This is a genomic window from Massilia sp. MP_M2, from assembly GCF_039123635.1.
Classification (GTDB): Bacteria; Pseudomonadota; Gammaproteobacteria; order Burkholderiales; family Burkholderiaceae_D; genus Telluria.
The window spans coordinates 309,213-326,090 of the sequence record NZ_JBCHJF010000006.1; the positions used below are offsets into that span (position 1 = coordinate 309,213).

Here is a 16,878-nt window from a genome sequence, read left to right on the forward strand (position 1 = left end):
TGAGTCGGCAGTGATCGTAGGAGGCGCAAGGCACGTAACACAAGTATCAGCGGCGTATCAGCCGCAGCTCACACCAGCGCCTGCCGCCCCGTCATCGGCGGCCACGTCATCCAGTCCTCTTCCCCACGCCGCACGGTCAGCCGCACGAACGAGTTTGCCGTCGTGTACAGCGCAAAGAAACGCGCCAGCACGCCGGCCAGCATCAGCGCGGATGATCCGGCGAAGCAGTCGGCATCGAATTCGATGACGATGTCGGTGCCGCGGCAATGTCCGCGCCAGCTGCCCTTGCCTGCCATGCCCGGAATGCGCGCCGTGCCAGGTTTGGTGGCGACGCGCTTGACGCCCATGATCTGCTTCGCATCGCGTGCATTGTCGCTGGCGAACAGGCCCAGCATCTCGCGCAAGGTGACGGCATCCGCGTTGTCGTCGACCAGCGAGCGGTGATTCAGGCGCAGCAGCGAGGCCAGCGCCCACAGCGATTCGCTGTCCATGGTCGGCGCTCGCTGGTCGCTCGGCTGGTAGAGAGCGCGAATGTCGGTGGACGCCGCCATCCCCTCGCCCTGGAAACGCGTGTTCGGCATCACCTGGCTGGCCAGCTGACGGTTGGTGCACAGCAGGCTGGCGTAGATGACCGGGGTCGTGGTCTGTGCGCGCACATCGCGACGGTCGACGAAGCCCAGGTGGACGTCGCTGCCTGCGATGCCGGGCCGCAGGCTGGCGCTGCGGCGCATGGTCCAGGTGAGCGGCGCGTTACCACGCAGGCCATCGGTGTCGCCCTCGCTGCCCGTATCGGCAAACGCGCTGGGGATGGCTTCGCTCTTCTCGCTACGCGGATCGGACAAGGTCACCGCCACGACGGAATGGACTTCAGTGGTGGCGTCGCGCCGGCGGTTCGGGATCAACAGGTATTCGTAATGACGCTGATCGTAGGCGATCGGCTCGCTGGTGACGGGAAACAGGTTGACTGCGGGGACGCAGTTCAGGCGCACGTGTTCGGGCCGCAGCAATTCGAGGGTGCTGGCGCCGCGGCTGAACACGAAGCGCAGGCTGAAACCGCCGCCGCTGCCAAGTGTTCCGCGCAACCCATGCAAATCGAAAAACTGGAACTTGCGGGGAAAGGCGAAGTATTCCTGCAGCAGGCTGTAGGCCGGATGGGCGTGGGCCGGGCTGGCCAGCAGCAGCTGGTCTTCATCGAAGCCCGCTTCCTGCAAACAGTCCGCAGACAGGTGATGCACGCGGCCCGCGCCGATCACTTCGACGTAGTCGAGGTCCGTCAGCAGCAGCTCGTGCAGCGGCATGGTCGTCAATTGCTCGCCCGCCAGGTGCAGGCGCAGGCTGTCCACTTCCAGCTCCGCGACATCGACACCGGCATCGGCGCGTACCTTGATGCGCATGCTGTGCGCATTCTCGCGCACCACTTCTTGAACCTGGAGCGGCCACAAGGTGGTGTTCCAGCCGACCTGGAAGCGGCATGGCACGCCGGACAGCGCCGTGGTTGACAGCAGCGTGCCCCGCGCTACCCGGCTGCCTGCAGTGACCTTGCCCTGGGCTGGATCAAGGCTCATCTGCATGATGGTCATCGACGGCACCGGCTGCGCGAGGCTTGGACAGAGGTTGTCGAGGATGGCGGCGGCGGCGGCCGGCGCCACGCGATCGAGCTCGCGGTGCACGCCGGCGGTGAGGAAGGCGACCGATTCAATCAGGTGCTGGATGTGCGGATCGGCGGACTCGGCGTCAGTCAGTACCAGGCTGCGCGCGAGTTTGGGATAGCGGGCGGCGAAGTGGGCCGATTCGGTGCGCAGGTAGCTCAGTTCGCGGCGGTAGTGTTCGAGGTGGGGGTCGTGGGCGGGCATGTGTTTTTACCGCAGACAATTTAGGATTGGCGAATAATTTGTTCGTGTCTGAATGATGTAAAGACGTGTTCGTGTCTGAAAGTCAGACCTGACCCCGATTCTCCGATTCTCGATTCTTGACCCCGATTCCCCGATTCCCGACCCCGACTTCACTGCGTTGTGCTCGCCAGGTTCTGCCATGATGTCTGCACGACTTGTCCACCCGCGTATTGCCATCAACCGGGTGATCATCAAAACTTACTCCAACTGGCTCTGGTAGACCGGGCATTGTCGCCGTAATGATCACTCGTCGAGTATCTGGCGTACACGTTCCCAGTGTTGTCATCGGCAAGAACCACAATGCGATGTTGGCCGGCGCCGCCCTTGCGGTCGGCGCCCACCCTCGCCTCGTGATAGCTCTGACCTTTGCCGGGCGCTGGTAATTTAGGTGCGGTCCGGTTGCCATATATTTGATAGCCCAGTGGCATTGTCGGTTTCAACGGTTTCGCGCCGACGAATGGCGCCGGCGGCAAGCCAGGGCTGACCGGGCGTCCTGATGTTGGGGTGCCAAGGGACCGATCCGCGTTCCAGGCATGGATCGCGTGTACATACCGCGCCATATCCCGCGCATGCTGTGCGAGCGCGCAGTCGCTTCTATTTTTTCCTTGCTCAAACTCCGCCAGCAGTGCCTCGTATTTCGCCAGTTTTGTTAAGTAGAGACTGAGCTCCCGGGCGACCTCGACTCCCCCTTCGACAATCGGCATTGGATGCACCTTTCGTTGAAATTTGCAATACAGCAAGCTTTTCTCGGCGCCTGGAGGCGACCGCCTGTCACTGGAGACCAGTCGCTTGCCGCGCGAACGCGCCCTCATCGCAGCCTTCAGTCCGCCTTCATCGTCTCCAGATTCCAGTTCCAGGTGCCCGTACCCTTAGCCGACGAATCCGTCTTCTGCTGCGTAAAGTCCGCCTTGATCTTCGTGAAGTTGATCGAGAACGCATCGTTCGGCACGCCACCTCCGCCACTGCAGCTCATTTGGGAAATCATGGCGTTGTCCATTTCATAGGTCATGAAATTCATGTAGACGCCGTTTTCAACCCGACCAATATTGAGCTTGGCAGGACCGATCTTGGTTCCCTGCGTGCACGCCTTGAACAATTCCGTCGTCGCCAGGTCCGATGACTTCGAAAACGACATCTCCGACAGCACCGCGCGGCCCATCGTGCGCTCGGTATTGCCAGCGTCGCTGCCCATCGGCAGATAAGCATTGTGCGAAAACGAGCTGACGATGATCTTGTCGGCATAGCCGGTAATGGTGCAGTTGCCCTTGATGGTGGTGCCCAGGTCCAGGATAAGAACGTCCGACATGCGAAACTCCCCTAAGAAGAATGCAGCGGCAGCGCCTGTGGCGCGTGCCGTGCGAAAAATGACTGAACCGCCCTGTGAAACGGTCGATCAGATGGACCTCACGCCACTGCCGCAGGCAATTGCGCCACCAGGCGAATCGACGTCGTCAGCTCTTCCATCTGGAAGTGCGGTTTGAGGAACACGGTGGCCGAATAAGCGCCTGGCTTGCCGGCGATTTCGGTCACATCGACGCGCCCCTCGGAGAGCGGGAAACGCGCCTTTTCGCCCTGGGTCGCATTGGCACTGAGTAGCACGTAGCTGCTAAGCCAGTTATTCAGAAAATTCTCGACATCGGTACGCGTCTGGAAGCTCCCGATCTTGTCCCGCATAATCACCTTGAGATAATGCGCAAACCGCGACGCGGCCAGCACATACGGCAACCGCGACGACAAGGCCGCATTCGCATTCGCCGCATCCAGGTTGTACAGCTTCGGCTTGTTCACCGACTGCCCGCCGAAGAACGCCGCCGTGTCCGTCCCCTTCGCATTGACCACCGCGATGAACCCCAGGTCATTGAGCTCCTTCTCGCGCCGGTCGGTGATCGACACCTCGGTCGGACATTTCAGCACCACGTCGCCCTCGTCCGTCTTGAACGAATGCGCGGTCATGCCGGTGATCTGGCCGCCGCCTTCGACGCCGCGAATCGCTGTCGTCCAGCTGTGCTTGGCGAAAGAGTCGGTGATGCGCAGACCCAGTTGATACGCCGAGTTCGACCACAGGTATTTGTCGTGATTGGTGCCGTCGACGTTTTCTTCAAATGCGAACGATTCGACCGGATTCGTTTTGGCGCCGTATGGCAGGCGGGCGGCATAGCGCGGCAGCACCAGCGCGACGTAGCGCGAATCCTCCGATTCACGGAAACCGCGCCAGGAAGTCAGCTCTGCGCTATCAAAAATTTTCGACATGTCGCGCGGAACGCCCAGTTCGGTGAACGACGCCATGTCGAACAGCGACGGTGCTGCGGCCGAAATGAACGGTGCATGAGCTGCTGCGGCGACTTTCGACAGGCGCTCGAGCAGGGCCATGTCCTGCGGGTGGCGGCCAAAATAATAGTCGCCGATGAACAGCGAATACGGGTTGCCGCCATGGGTGCCGTATTCTTCTTCGTAGATCTTCTTGAACAGCACGCTCATGTCGTGATCGACCGCGCCTTCCAGGTCTTTCAGCAGCTCTTTTTTCGACACGTTCAGCAGCCGCAGTTTCAGCTTGCTGCTGGTCTCGGTGCCCATCACCATGTCATGCAGGCCGCGCCAGGAGCCTTCCAGCGCCTGGAAACCTTCGTGGTGCATGATGGCGTTGACCTGGTCGCTGAGGATCTGGTCGATCTGGGCGACGCGTTCATTGATGGTGGCGACGATGCCCTTGTCGGGCGAGGTTTTCATGCCCTCGTCGAGTACCTGGGTGGCGAATTGCCCGAGCAGGGTGCGCGCGTAGGCGTTCTGCGAGGGTTCGACCGCCATTTTTCCTTCGTGGACGATGCGGTCCAACAGCGACATGTCCGCGTTGGTGGTGCTGGCGCCGGACTGAGCGGCTTGAGTGCTGGCCATGGTGATTCTTTCTGAAAGGTGAATAGAGCAGCGCGCTCTCAGGAAGCGACCGGTTCGGCGCCTTCGGCGGCGGGCGCCTCGGCTTTCGGCGCGCCGTCGTCGGCCTGCAGGGCCTTCAGTTCTTCCGAGTTTTGCACGATCTTTTCCAGCAGCGCATCGAGTTCATCGTTGCCATCGAGCTTGCCGAGCAGGTCGCGCAGTTGCTGACGCACTTCCAGCAGCTTGGCCAGGCGCGGCACCTGCTTGACGATGGACTCGGGATGAAAGTCGTCGAAGTTCCTGAAATTGAGCTCGATCTTCAGGCTGCCATCCTTGCCAGGCATGGTGTCGGGCACCGACAGGTCAAGACGCGGGGCGATCTTCTGCATCACCTCGTTGAAATTGTCGCGGTCGATGTCGACCAGGCGGCGCGCCTTGAGTTTGGGCGGCGCGATCAGCGGTTGGCCGGACAGGTCGGCCAGGAGGCCCACCACCAGCGGCAGTTCTTTCTTTTCGACGGCGCCGCCGATTTCGACATCGTAGGTAATCTGGACACGCGGCGGACGATTTCGTCCCACCCATTTTTGCAAGCTGTCTGCCATCACACCCTCACTATTGTTGGATTAAAATCCGCTCGGTACATCGCCTTGATCGGAATCGATGGTAGGAGTGCGATTTGGCGTAACACAAGTATCAACGCGGTATCAGGCAGGCATTTTTGTCGTTGCTTGACAACCACCAAATACCGCTTGCCGGTGTTACCATCAGGAACTTTTGGCAATCATTCTCACCGGAACACATGACCGCAGCGCGCGCCACAGTCGACTCCTCCACGCCGGCCATGCCTCCCGCATGAAGGCGCCGTTTCGCTTCGGCGATTGGCTGGTCGATCCCAGCGCCAATTCGATTGCCATGGCGGACGACAAGCGCCAGATGGAGCCGCGCACGATGGCGTTATTGCTTGCCCTTTGCAGCGCGCGCGGCGCCGTGGTGAGTGGCGACGAACTGCTCACGCAGTGCTGGGGCAGCACCGTCTCGGGCGACAGCCCCTTGCACAAGACAGTCGCCCAGCTGCGCCGCGTGCTGGGCGACAGCGCCAGCAGTCCGCGCTACATCGAAACCATCCGCATGCGCGGCTACCGTACGGTGGCGCCACTTGATTTCAGCACGATGCCCGACCCTGGCCGCAAACGGTGGCATACCGGTTCGCCTTTTCGCGGCCTGCTTGCTTTTGACGAGGCCCATGCCGAGGTGTTTTTCGGGCGCGACGACGCCATCGGGCAGTTGGTCGAGGCGGCCGGTGCGCAGGTGCGCACCGGGCTGTCGCTGCTGCTGATCCTGGGGCCAAGCGGCTCCGGCAAGACCTCGCTGGTGCAGGCTGGCCTGCTGCCGGCGTTACAGCGCGTCGGGCCGGGCATGGATGCGGCCATAGTCGCCAGCACCACCTTCGACGTCTTCGACCAAGGACGACAAACCCTGTTCACCGCGCTGGCGGGCGCCCTGATCGATCTGCAGTGGGAAGACCGCTGGGCCTTCACCGGAGAAAATGCGGTGGCGCTGGGTGCGCGCCTGGAAACCGATTGCGCGAGCGTCATCGCCGCGCTCGAAGCTGCCCTGCCCTCGCAGGCGCGACCAGGGGTGCGCTTTGCCATCTTCATCGACCGTTTCGAAGCCCTGTTCAACCTTGCACGCATCGACGAGCCGGAACGGCTGGCATTTCTGCACACGCTGGAACAGCTGGCGCGCAGCCGTGTCGCACTGATCGTCATCGCCTGCCGCAACGATTTTTATCCCAGCATCGCCCAGTATCGCCTGCTGACCGAATGCAAACGCCATGGCGGACACGTCGACCTGGAGCCGCCCGGTGTACGCGACATCGCGCAGATGATCCGGCGGCCCGCCGCTGCCGCGGGCTTGAGCTTCGGCACCGATCCGGTCAGCGGCGCAGGTCTCGACGAAGTGCTGTGCGCCAGCGCGGCTGCCAGCCCGGAAGCGCTGCCACTGCTGCAGTATTGCCTGGAAGAGTTGTACCGGATGCGCAGCAGCGAAGGCGAGCTGAGCTTCGATGCCTTCGACCGCCTCGGCGACCTCGAAGGCGCGATCGGCCAGCGCGCCGAAGCGGTGGTGCTGGCGATGGATGACGGCCAGCGCGACAGCCTGGCGCACATCATGTCGCTGGTAACGGTGTTATCGGGCGACGGCGTCAATGTCACGAGCCAGCGCGCGCCATGGGCCAGTTTGCGCGGTGAACCGGCGCGCCAGGCGGTGATGGCGCTCATCGAAGCGCGATTGTTCGTGAGCGACTTGCTGGCAGGAACGCCAGTGTTCGGCATCGCCCACGACGCCATCCTGCGCCGCTGGCCACGCATGACCGACTGGATTGCCGCCCACCGCGGTGCGCTGGCGGTGCGCGGAAGGCTGGCCCAGCATGCCGCCCGCTGGCGCGACGACGGCCGCTCCGCCGACTTGCTGCTGCCGCGCGGCAAGCTGCTGGACGAAGCCAAAATGCTGCAGCAGGACGGCGCCTGGTCGCTCACGCCCCTTGAACTGGAACTGATCGACGTATCGACCCGGCGCGCGCAGCAACGTACACGCGCCCGCAAGTGGGCGGCAATCCTGATCGTGTCGCTGGCCGTGCTCGCCTGCGTGCTGGGCATTAACGCAATGCTGGCCAACCGCGCGGCCGAGCAACGCAGGGTTGCGGCCGAGGCATTGATGGACTTCATGCTGGGCGATTTTTCCGACAAGCTGCGCCCGCTCGGCAAGCTCGATCTGCTCGAAAGCGTCAGCGGCAAGGCGCTGCAATTCCTGCGCGGCTCGGACGGCAAGGACCTGAGCTTGCCCGCACTGACCCTGCGCGCCAAAGGCTTGCAGACCATTGGGGAAGTAAGCCGGTCACGCGGCCAGTCGCAGCAAGCGCTGGATGCCTTCGCCGAAGCCCATAAAATCCTCAGCCGTCAGCACAGTCTCGCACCGCACGATGTGGAGGTACTCAAGAGCCTGGGCGCCAATGCTTACTGGATGGCGCAGATCCACAAGGACCGCAACGACTGGCGCGCCGCCCAGCAGTCGCTGGGAGCCTACCTGGACTTCGCCAACCAGCTCAACCGCGCGGAGCCGGACAATCCCGAATGGTGGGTCGAACAGTCTTATGCGCACAACAATCTGGGCGCGCTGGCCCAGTCGCGCGGCGATCCCGCGCTGGCGGCGCCGCAGTTTGCCGCATCCATCGCACTGAAACAGCGCGCACTGGCGCGCATGCCGGACTCGGCGGACGTCGCAGCCGAACTGGCAGACAGTTATTCGTGGCTGGCGGCGGCGCGCGAAACGCTGGGAGAACTGGACGAGGCCGAGCGTCTGTATGCGCAAGAGATGGCCGTCGTGCTGCGGCTGTGCGCGCGCTTTCCTGGCGAGCCGCTGTGGATCTATCGCCAGGTGCGCGCCTTGCAGCACCGGGCTGCGATCAGCCTCGCGCTGGGGCGTGACGCAGCTGCCTTGCACGACTACGACGCGGCGAAACAGCATTTTGCGCCGCTGGTGGCACGCGACCTGGGCAACCGCGCCTGGCACGTTGAACTGGTCAACATGGACCAGGAACGGCTACGCATCCTGGCGCGAACAAAAAAGGCGCAATCGCTGCTGCCCCAATTGATCGAGGTCCACGCCGTACTGCGCGCCGCGTTGGCGATGGACCCGAAAAACGGTACCTGGTCGCGGCGCGAGGCGATTGCGCGCTCGCGCCTTGGTCTGGCCCTGGCCACGCACGACGCGGCGCGGGGAAAGGCGGAACTCGACGGCGCCATCGCCAGCTTGCGCTTACTGGCAACGGCCAACCCGGACGCGCTGGCCAACAGGCTGGCGCTGACCGAGGGCCTGCTGTTATCAGCGTCGGTCAAACCGCCCGATAACGACACCAATGCGACATTGGAGAAATGCCGCCAGGCCCATGACATGCTCAAAGCGGACGCGCAAGCGACAAAGAATTATCAAATCCTGGATCCCTGGGTCCGGATCAATTATTGCCTGCAAAATGGTGCCCCTGCGAAGAATGGGGTGGAGCGGCTGCAAGCAATTGGTTATCGCGATTCATCGTTTGTTTTACTCACCCAAACCAACCAAGGAACAGAATGACCGAGCATAAGTTCAAACCGGGTATTGCACAGCGCGTGATTCACGTTTCACTCCGGGAAGTCGGCGACAATATCGCTGCGTTTTATACGTACGTCTCTCCGCTTTTCGGCACCAGCTATATCGACGCCCCAGTCTGCGAAATCAAATGCGATCGGCCCACTTTTACGCTGTATGTGCTCGATTTTGTATCCACCCTCAATGGCTGGACGATTCAAGGCGCCGATTTTCTTGAGAACCCCGACGATCTGACAGCAACCGCCGGGCCCGAGCATTTGTCGCTCCAGGTATTCAATCCCCACAATGACGATACGTCGGTAGGCAATTTTTTCATTGTTTATACCAATCCCAACTATCGCCACGGCAAGCTCGTACCGATCGATCCCCAGGAAGGCAATATTCCACCCATGTTCCCGGAGTAAAGACGCTCCCTGACATCAACGGACTCTCGATGAGCGCTGGACGAATGCCATTACGCGGTATTCGTCCGCGATCGGAGATGGTCCGCCAGCTTGTCACAGATCGTATTCGCCAGTTCCTCTTGAAGGGCGATGCCGAGTACCCCGCTGGAATCGCATTGGGTAGTCCAGACCGTATGGCCCGCCGCCATGTCGACCAGCCGCACCGATGCGCGCACGAATGCCTGCTCGATGCGAACGCTGCCTTCCAGGCGCAACTGCAATCCGGTGGCACGATTGCCGATACCGATGATGTTGGGCTCGCGCACCTGCAGCATGGCAGGAAAGCGCGCGAACATGCGTGAACCCAGCTCTTCGTCGAGCCCGCCGGCAAACGCCCCATTGCGCTCATCGAGGCTCAGGCAACGCAGCGGCGCCAGTTCCATCCGTTCGATGACGGTTTTCGGCACATCCGGTGCGAGGCGACGCAGTACCGGCATATAGCTGCCTGCCGGTATGCAGATTTGCAGCGTGCCGACCTCTTTCAGGGCGCCGTAATAGGCGGCCAGGCGGGTCCGCAAGCGGCCGACCTGCACCCGCACAACCGGATCGATCGTGGTGTCGTAGACCACCGGGTCGCGCCTGAACAATTGCATCCCGATTGCATACTCAGTCAGTCCCCCGTCGACGCCGCCAAGCTTCTTTTCCATCAGAAATGACAGCAGGGCGCACATGCGAGGCGCTCGCGCGAAAGCCGTACTGGTCACCACACGTCGCAGTGCGGAGCGGATCTCTTCCGATGCAGGCGCCAGTTCTTCGCGCTGGTCCTGCCATTCAAGTGTTGCATTCATCGTTTGCCTCCTCAGAAACTGCCGTGGTCATGCACCTGCTTCGTGCTGCCAAGCACTGTAATGAGGCGAAGGAAATACTGTCTTACGAAATTCTTACGGAGGGTAAATCTTGCTCGCCGCCTAGTACGGGGGCGACTTTTGGCTGTCTTGTGTCGAGAGAGCAATGGTGATGTCGGTTTTTTTTCAGCACATCTTCCAGCGCGCTCAACAGAAAAGTCGTCGACCTGCCGAACCGAAAAAAGCGCACCCAAGCGAGCATTTTTGCTAGCACTGATTGCTTCGAGCAATCAACCTCATTCCCACTCGATGATCAATTACCGAGCTAACTTCATGAAATGACTGCTTTTCCAAGCTGCCCATCTATTCCGATACCATGAAGGACGCCACGCTCGGCTATCCGATAGTTATTCGCGCAACGACGCGCATCACTTTGATTTTCCCGATCCCGATCCGGCCTTGTAACTGTAGTGATGAAGTAATCTCGGAAACGACGATAAGTTCTTGCTCTGCCACTGCTCCCTCATAGACGCTGGGTGGCAGATTGCATAATACCGAATGCAAGCGCGTGCAGTTATAGAAGCCGGCGATGTAATTGGCCACATCAAGCTTGGCTTCGGCTTGGTTCATATAATTGCACTGCCAGACACGCTCCATCTTTAGATTCAAAAATGAAGCGTTCAGCCAACAAAAAAGCTCGCCGCAGCGAGCCTTTTGAAGCCCAAGTAAGATTTTTATAAAGGAAACTTTACTCCCACTCGAATATCAATTACTTGGCTAAGGTCTTGAATTGCAGAGAAATTCTTAAGCCCTCCCTCGACGACACCATAAAAGGGGCCATTGGCGCACGGTACGGCGTTCAACGGCCCAGGCGCTCGACCAGCTTTCTGCCCAGCCTGCTCATAAGTGCCGGATACGGCCCAGATCCTGTTGGGTAGCAATATGTGCGAAGCCGGAGTGCCTGATTGGCCGATGGCCTGGTGCGGGGATTGCGCTTCGAGATCGGCAGCGGGGAGGCCTCGTCCGGTACAGGAGCCCATTCGGCAGAAGGGGCGGACATCATGCTCCCGCTCACGCCCCGCCGGATAGCTGCGCGGTCACGGCGGTTCGTATGTCGTGCGCGCGGGGTGTGGACGTACCTGCAAGCGGATACACTTGCTATAATACTTGCCCGCAGGTACTGTGGCGAATCCTGCCAGTGCGATCCAGCCGGCATCGGCACACTGCAAGCCCAGCCCATGAGCGTCCTCTTCGACCACGAGATTATCGAACAGTTGCACGACAGCGCCCGCTCGCTAGTCTACCGTGCCCGTGGCGCCCATGGCGCCGCGCTCATCGTCAAGCTTCCCAATCAAGCCGTCCCATCGTTTCAACAGCTGGCGCAATTCAAACGCGAATATGAGATCGCGCGGCGCTGCCGTCATCCCGGCGTGGTGCGTCCGCTTGCGCTGCAATTGCACCGCGGGCGCTGGACCATGATCCAGGTGGATACCGGCGGTCTGTCCCTCGACAAGGTGCTTCGCGCACGCACGGCGGCCAAGGGCACGTCCGCACTGGCTGTGGATGATTTCCTCGACATCGCGCTGCAACTGTGCGCGGCGCTGGAGGAAGTGCACCGACAGGGTGTGATCCACAAGGACATCAATCCGTCCAACCTGGTTTGGAATGGTGAGCGGCGCCTGCTCCAGCTGATCGATTTCGGCATCGCCAGCGAACTGCCGCACGAGAATCAGGCGATCGTCAATCCCGGCTCCCTGGAAGGCACGCTGCGCTACATGGCGCCAGAACAGACCGGGCGGATGAACCGGCGGGTCGACTACCGCGCCGACTTCTATGCCCTCGGCGCGACCTTTTACGAACTCCTCGCTGGACAGCCGCCCTTCATGGCGGACGACGAGATGGAGCTGGTGCATTGCCACATCGCGCGCGCGCCCGACTGGTCGCATCCGGCTTTCGATGGGTTGCCGGCCCAACTGGTGGCGATCGTCCAGCGGCTGCTCGAGAAAAATGCCGAGCAGCGCTACCAGAGCCTGCAAGGTCTGCGCAGCGACCTCGAATCCTGCCGCGCGGCGTCACCGCTGCAGGCGCTCGGGCTGTCCGATCACAACGGCCGCTTCCTCGTGCCGCAAACGCTGCACGGCCGCGCCGATGCGATCGCCGCGCTGCTCGGCGCATTCGAGCGCAGCGCTACCGGAAGCCGTGAAATGGTCCTGGTGGCGGGTTATCCGGGCATCGGCAAATCAGCGGTGGTGAACGAGGTGCAGAAACCGATCGTTGCCCGGCGCGGCTGCTTTTTGGCAGGCAAATCCGACCAGTTCAGGCGCGACGTCCCATACGCATCGCTGATCCACGCTTTCCAGGAACTGGTGCGGCAGCTGCTCTGTGGACCCGAGGCATCGTTGCGACAATTGGCCTTGCGGCTGCGCACGAGCTTGGGCGCAGGCCTGGGCGTGATGGTCGAACTGATTCCCCAGCTGACGCTGATCGTTGGGCCCACAGAGCCTGTCCCCCCGATGGCGCCGGAACAGGCTCAGCTTCGGCTGAACCGTGCGTTCCCGTGTTTCGTCGACGTGTTCGCCACCGCCGGTCGCCCGCTGGTGCTGTTCCTCGACGACCTGCAATGGGCCGATGCGGCCACGCTCCGGATGATCGAGCTGCTCATGACCTCGCGCGACAAGGGTCACGTGCTTCTCATCGGCACCTATCGCAACAACGATGCCGCTGCGCTTCATTCCTTGATCGCACTGCGCGACAGGCTGCTGGCCGGTGGCCAGCACCTCCTGACGCTGGTGCTGGGCGCGCTGACCGAGCCTGAAGTAGCACGCATCGTGTCGGCGGCCGTGCGCGTTGCGCCGGCTGATTGTGCCGCGCTGACCCGACTGTGCTTCGCCAAGACCGGCGGCAACCCATTTTTTCTCAACCAGTTCCTTGGCTCGATCCACGATGCAGGATACCTGCGCTACCGCGCCGATGGTGACAGCTGGGAGTGGGACCTTACCGCGATTCAAGAGGCCGACTACACCGACAACGTCGTCGAACTGCTGGTCGATAAAATCCGCCGCCTGCCGGCCGTGACGCAGCGTCCCTTGCAACTGGCGTCGGCGATCGGCAGCCGTTTCACACTCGATATGCTCGCGCTGGTCCTCGAATGCAGTCCATGGGAGGCCCAGCAGGTCTTGTGGCCGTCGCTTGACGCGGGATTGATCCAGCCGCTCGATGGCGGCTACAAGTACGTCGACGCCGACGCGACCGAAAGTGGGGTCGGCTACCGATTCCTGCACGACCGCGTGCAGCAGGCCGCTTATTTGATCGCGGATACGGACACGCGCGCGCTGAACCACCTGCGCATCGGCCGGCTCCTTTTGCGGCAAACGCCGCGCGAACGGCAGGACGAGAGGCTATTCGAGATCGTCGATCAGCTCAACGCGAGCCGCGCGCTGATCATCGACGCCGGCGAGCGCGTACAGCTGGCGGAGATGAACCTGCGCGCTGGTGCCAAGGCGCGGCGCTCGGCGGCCTTCACGGCCACACTGGAGCACATGCGCACGGGCCTCGGCTTGCTGCCGGTGGACGCATGGCGAAGCCACGCCGGACTCTGGCTCGACCTGCAACTCGGCACGGCGGAAGCGGCCTATCTGTGCGGCCAGTTCGACGCCGCCGAGGCGATCTATCCGGAGGTGCGGGCGCGTAGCCCTGCTCCGCTGCTGCAGGTGCGAAGCATCCTGGTCCAGGCGCACCAGTACCAGCTGCAGGGCCGGCTGCAGGATGCCATCGCGGTGCTGTGCGAGGGGCTGGCGCTGCTCGGCTTCGATATTCCTCAGCATACGGCGCAACAGGAGGCGCGCTTCGAGCATGTCCTGGCCGACATCGAGCACTCGGGCAGTGCGCGCATGCCCGACGGTTTGCTGGCGGCTGACGAAATGCACGATGCGGCTTCAGTAGCGGCGCTGCAGATGATGCACGGCCTGTGGATGGCCTGCTACTACGCCGGCAAACAGGAGCTGTGCCAGCTGATGGTGCTGTGGATGACGCATTTGTCGATACAGCGGGGCAGCAGTGATTTCAGCGCGGTCGCCTACGTCGCCTACGCATCTATTTTGGCGCTGCAGGATGGCAACCTCGCGCGCAGCCACCGCTTTGGCGCGATGGCGCTGGCGCTGGCAAGGCGCCGCGCCAACCTGCAGGCACGCACCCAGACGGCCTTGATGTTCGCGGCGCTGATCAACCACTGGACGCAGCCGCTGCGCAGCTCCGACGCGCTGTACGAGGAAGCACTCGGCTGGGCCCTGGAAATCGGCGACTTCGTCCAGGTCGGGGTGGTGGCGGCCGTGCGCGCGACCGAGCGGATCATCCTGGGCGACTACCTGCCGGACCTGATGCACGCCATCGAACATGACTTGGCGCTGATGCGCGCCAATGGCCAGCAGGCGATGGCTGATTGCTGCATGGCTGCGGCGATCCAACCCATCAAGTCCCTGATCGGCCTGTCGCCGCGCAGCGACAGCTACGATGACGCGGTATTCAGCGAGAGCGGCTTCCTCGAACAATATGGCGCATCGAGCTTGTATCGTGCCTACTACCTGCAAGGGAAGATCCGCAACGCTTATCTGTTCGACTGCGCTGATGCCGAGGCGCTGGCCAGTCAGCTCGACATCGTGACCCGGATGATGCGTAACCAGGCCAAGGTACCCGAAACCTGCTTTTACGCGGCGCTGATCTGGATCCGCGCGTTACGGCGCGATCCCGCGCGCGCCGATGCGGACGACGTGCTGGCCCAGATCGAAGTGTTACAGGCCAACCTCGCCAAGTGGGCCGAGCATGGCCCGGACAACGTCGGCGCCAGGCACGCACTGGTGCGGGCCGAAATGGCTCGCTATCGGCAGGACCTGGCGTTGGCAACGCGTTGCTACCAGCGGGCGATCGACGAAGCCGCCCTCGCCGGCTGCGTCAATGTCCAGGCACTGGGAAATGAGCTGTGCGGCGAGTGCTGGCTCGAGCACGAGCAGCCGCGGGTGGCGACGGTGTTCATCAAGGACGCCGTCGCCTGTTACGCCCAGTGGGGCGCGGAGGGCAAAGTGAGGCAACTGCGCGAGCGCCACAGCGCCTTGCTGTCAAAGGCGGACGGACGCGCGATGCAGTCGTATGCCGGAGCGCATACGCAAGGCGGCGCCGCACTCGACCTGGCTTCGCTGCTCAAGGCGGCGCAGGCCTTGGCAAATGAGGTGGGCCTGCGCAACGTGCTGCAACGCCTGATCGCCATCGCGCGCGAAAACGCAGGTGCACAGGTGGCGCGCCTGCTGCTGTTGTCCGACGGCGCCTACCGGCTCGAAGCTGATATCGCCGGCGATGTCATCACCGTTTTGCAGTCCCGCCAGATTCATCTCGACGCCGCCGGCGACCCGCAATTCCCGCTGTCGCTGCTGCGCTACGTCATCCGTACCGGCGCCGAAGTCATCGAAGACAACATTGCGCAGGCCCCGGACTTTGCCGCCGATCCCTATGTACGACAACACCAGCCGCGTTCCGTCATGTGCCTGCCGGTTCGCCACGGGGGCGGCATCGACGGCGTCCTCTACTTTGAAAACCGGCTGACCGAAGCGTCGTTCACCGATGAGCGTGCCGCGTTCCTGCGCATGCTCGGTGCACAGGCAATGATCTCGATCGCCAGCGCCAAGCTGCATGACAGCCTGGAACAGCGCGTGGCCGAGCGCACCGCGCAACTCGAGGATGCCAACCGCAAGTTGGCAACGCTGTCCATCACAGACAGCCTGACAGGCCTGGCGAATCGGCGCCGCTTCGACGAGGTCTTGCGCAGCGAATGCGCGCGGGCCGCCCGCGCTGGCCAGCCGCTTGCCGTCATCATGCTCGACGTCGACTACTTCAAGAAATTCAATGACCGCTATGGCCACCAGGCTGGCGACGCATGCCTGGCCCGGGTCGCGCATGCGCTCGCGGCCGGCACGCGCCGCACCGGCGACCTGGCGGCGCGCTATGGTGGTGAGGAATTCTCCATCGTGTTGCCCAATACCGGCGCCGGCCAGGCGTACTGCATCGGCGAATCGCTGCGGGATGCAGTCGAAGCACTCGGCATCGCCCATGCGAGTTCGTCTACGGGACATGTCACGATCAGCGTCGGCATCGCAATCCAGGCAGCACAGGAAGCGGACGATCCGGATGTGCTGCTGCAACGCGCGGACGTCGCGCTGTACCGGGCCAAGAATACGGGACGTAATTGCGTCGTGCTGAGCGAGGAAATCGAACTCTAGTGTTCAGGCGGCCGCTTGCGCTGCGACTGCGGGAAGTTGACAAACAACGACGTCTTGCTACAGTTATCAACATTTCAAAGGCTTTCCCCTGTTCCGTTGTGAGCAGTACCATAGAAAATACCCGCTTACCCAAACCGACGTTTGCAGGCTCACTTGGCCCTTTATCATAGTATAAACAGTATAAATGGTTTTCAGATTAACGATCTATCATGTACGTTGCGCAATTGCTGGGTAATCCCCCCACAAAAAGAGCGCGATCAGAAGTAGAATTTTTCTACTTAAGACACAGAAAGCTCCGCATGAAGACCTCCCGCTTTACCGACAGCCAGATCATCGCCATTCTCAAGCAAGCTGAAGCCGGCAGCCCTCTACCAGAGCTGTGCCGCGAGCATGGCATCAGCAACGCTACGTTCTACAAGTGGCGCTCCAAGTTCGGCGGCATGGATGCCTCGCTGATGGCACGCATGAAGGAGTT

10 protein-coding genes and 1 pseudogene are annotated in these 16,878 nt (G+C 62.1%); 4 read left to right on the plus strand and 7 right to left on the minus strand.

Features of this window, described 5'->3' with window-relative positions; all coding sequences use genetic code 11:
- Window positions 1–68: 68 nt before the first annotated feature.
- From tssF to tssB, 5 genes are all read right to left on the minus strand, one after another.
- Window positions 69–1,853 (minus strand): type VI secretion system baseplate subunit TssF, encoded by a 1,785-nt coding sequence (gene tssF / locus RCH14_RS15345; protein ID WP_343026963.1) that lies wholly within the window; start codon window positions 1,851–1,853, stop codon window positions 69–71.
- A 230-nt stretch (window positions 1,854–2,083) separates the two neighbouring features.
- Entirely contained in the window at window positions 2,084–2,596 is a 513-nt protein-coding gene (locus RCH14_RS15350; protein ID WP_343026964.1) for a hypothetical protein, read from the minus strand.
- 116 nt (window positions 2,597–2,712) lie between these two features.
- Window positions 2,713–3,198, minus strand: a complete 486-nt coding sequence (locus RCH14_RS15355; RefSeq protein ID WP_343026965.1) for a type VI secretion system tube protein Hcp — start codon at window positions 3,196–3,198, stop codon at window positions 2,713–2,715.
- A gap of 98 nt (window positions 3,199–3,296) precedes the next feature.
- On the minus strand, window positions 3,297–4,784 hold the full coding sequence (gene tssC, locus RCH14_RS15360; protein ID WP_343026966.1) for a type VI secretion system contractile sheath large subunit: 1,488 nt from the start codon (window positions 4,782–4,784) through the stop codon (window positions 3,297–3,299).
- A gap of 38 nt (window positions 4,785–4,822) precedes the next feature.
- Window positions 4,823–5,365, minus strand: coding sequence for a type VI secretion system contractile sheath small subunit (gene tssB, locus RCH14_RS15365; protein WP_343026967.1), 543 nt, complete (start codon window positions 5,363–5,365; stop codon window positions 4,823–4,825).
- Window positions 5,366–5,615: 250 nt separating this feature from the next.
- Here tssB and RCH14_RS15370 point away from each other — a divergent pair, with 250 nt between their 5' ends.
- The gene (locus RCH14_RS15370; RefSeq protein WP_343026968.1) at window positions 5,616–8,894 is read left to right on the plus strand and encodes a winged helix-turn-helix domain-containing protein; all 3,279 of its coding nucleotides are present in this window, start codon (window positions 5,616–5,618) and stop codon (window positions 8,892–8,894) included.
- Window positions 8,891–9,313, plus strand: coding sequence for a hypothetical protein (locus RCH14_RS15375; protein ID WP_343026969.1), 423 nt, complete (start codon window positions 8,891–8,893; stop codon window positions 9,311–9,313). The genes RCH14_RS15370 and RCH14_RS15375 overlap by 4 nt, the downstream gene beginning before the upstream one ends.
- A 50-nt stretch (window positions 9,314–9,363) precedes the next feature.
- Here RCH14_RS15375 and RCH14_RS15380 read toward each other — a convergent pair whose 3' ends face one another.
- Window positions 9,364–10,140: a hypothetical protein gene (locus RCH14_RS15380; protein ID WP_343026970.1), complete on the minus strand. Its 777-nt coding sequence runs from the start codon at window positions 10,138–10,140 to the stop codon at window positions 9,364–9,366.
- 519 nt (window positions 10,141–10,659) lie between these two features.
- Window positions 10,660–10,827, minus strand: a pseudogene (locus tag RCH14_RS24055) (IS3 family transposase); the annotation flags it as partial.
- Window positions 10,828–11,102: 275 nt separating this feature from the next.
- Between RCH14_RS24055 and RCH14_RS15390 the strand changes: the two are divergent.
- On the plus strand, window positions 11,103–16,403 hold the full coding sequence (locus RCH14_RS15390) for a diguanylate cyclase (protein ID WP_343026971.1): 5,301 nt from the start codon (window positions 11,103–11,105) through the stop codon (window positions 16,401–16,403).
- A 299-nt stretch (window positions 16,404–16,702) separates the two neighbouring features.
- A partial coding sequence (locus RCH14_RS15395) for a transposase (RefSeq protein WP_343026980.1) occupies window positions 16,703–16,878 on the plus strand: 176 nt, incomplete at its 3' end.

Coding starts and splice junctions, on each gene's coding strand:
- tssF (WP_343026963.1), bottom strand. CDS start 1,853: ATGCCCGCCCACGACCCCCACCTCGAACACTACCGCCGCGAACTGAGC.
- RCH14_RS15350 (WP_343026964.1), bottom strand. CDS start 2,596: ATGCCGATTGTCGAAGGGGGAGTCGAGGTCGCCCGGGAGCTCAGTCTC.
- RCH14_RS15355 (WP_343026965.1), bottom strand. CDS start 3,198: ATGTCGGACGTTCTTATCCTGGACCTGGGCACCACCATCAAGGGCAAC.
- tssC (WP_343026966.1), bottom strand. CDS start 4,784: ATGGCCAGCACTCAAGCCGCTCAGTCCGGCGCCAGCACCACCAACGCG.
- tssB (WP_343026967.1), bottom strand. CDS start 5,365: ATGGCAGACAGCTTGCAAAAATGGGTGGGACGAAATCGTCCGCCGCGT.
- RCH14_RS15370 (WP_343026968.1), top strand. CDS start 5,616: ATGAAGGCGCCGTTTCGCTTCGGCGATTGGCTGGTCGATCCCAGCGCC.
- RCH14_RS15375 (WP_343026969.1), top strand. CDS start 8,891: ATGACCGAGCATAAGTTCAAACCGGGTATTGCACAGCGCGTGATTCAC.
- RCH14_RS15380 (WP_343026970.1), bottom strand. CDS start 10,140: ATGAATGCAACACTTGAATGGCAGGACCAGCGCGAAGAACTGGCGCCT.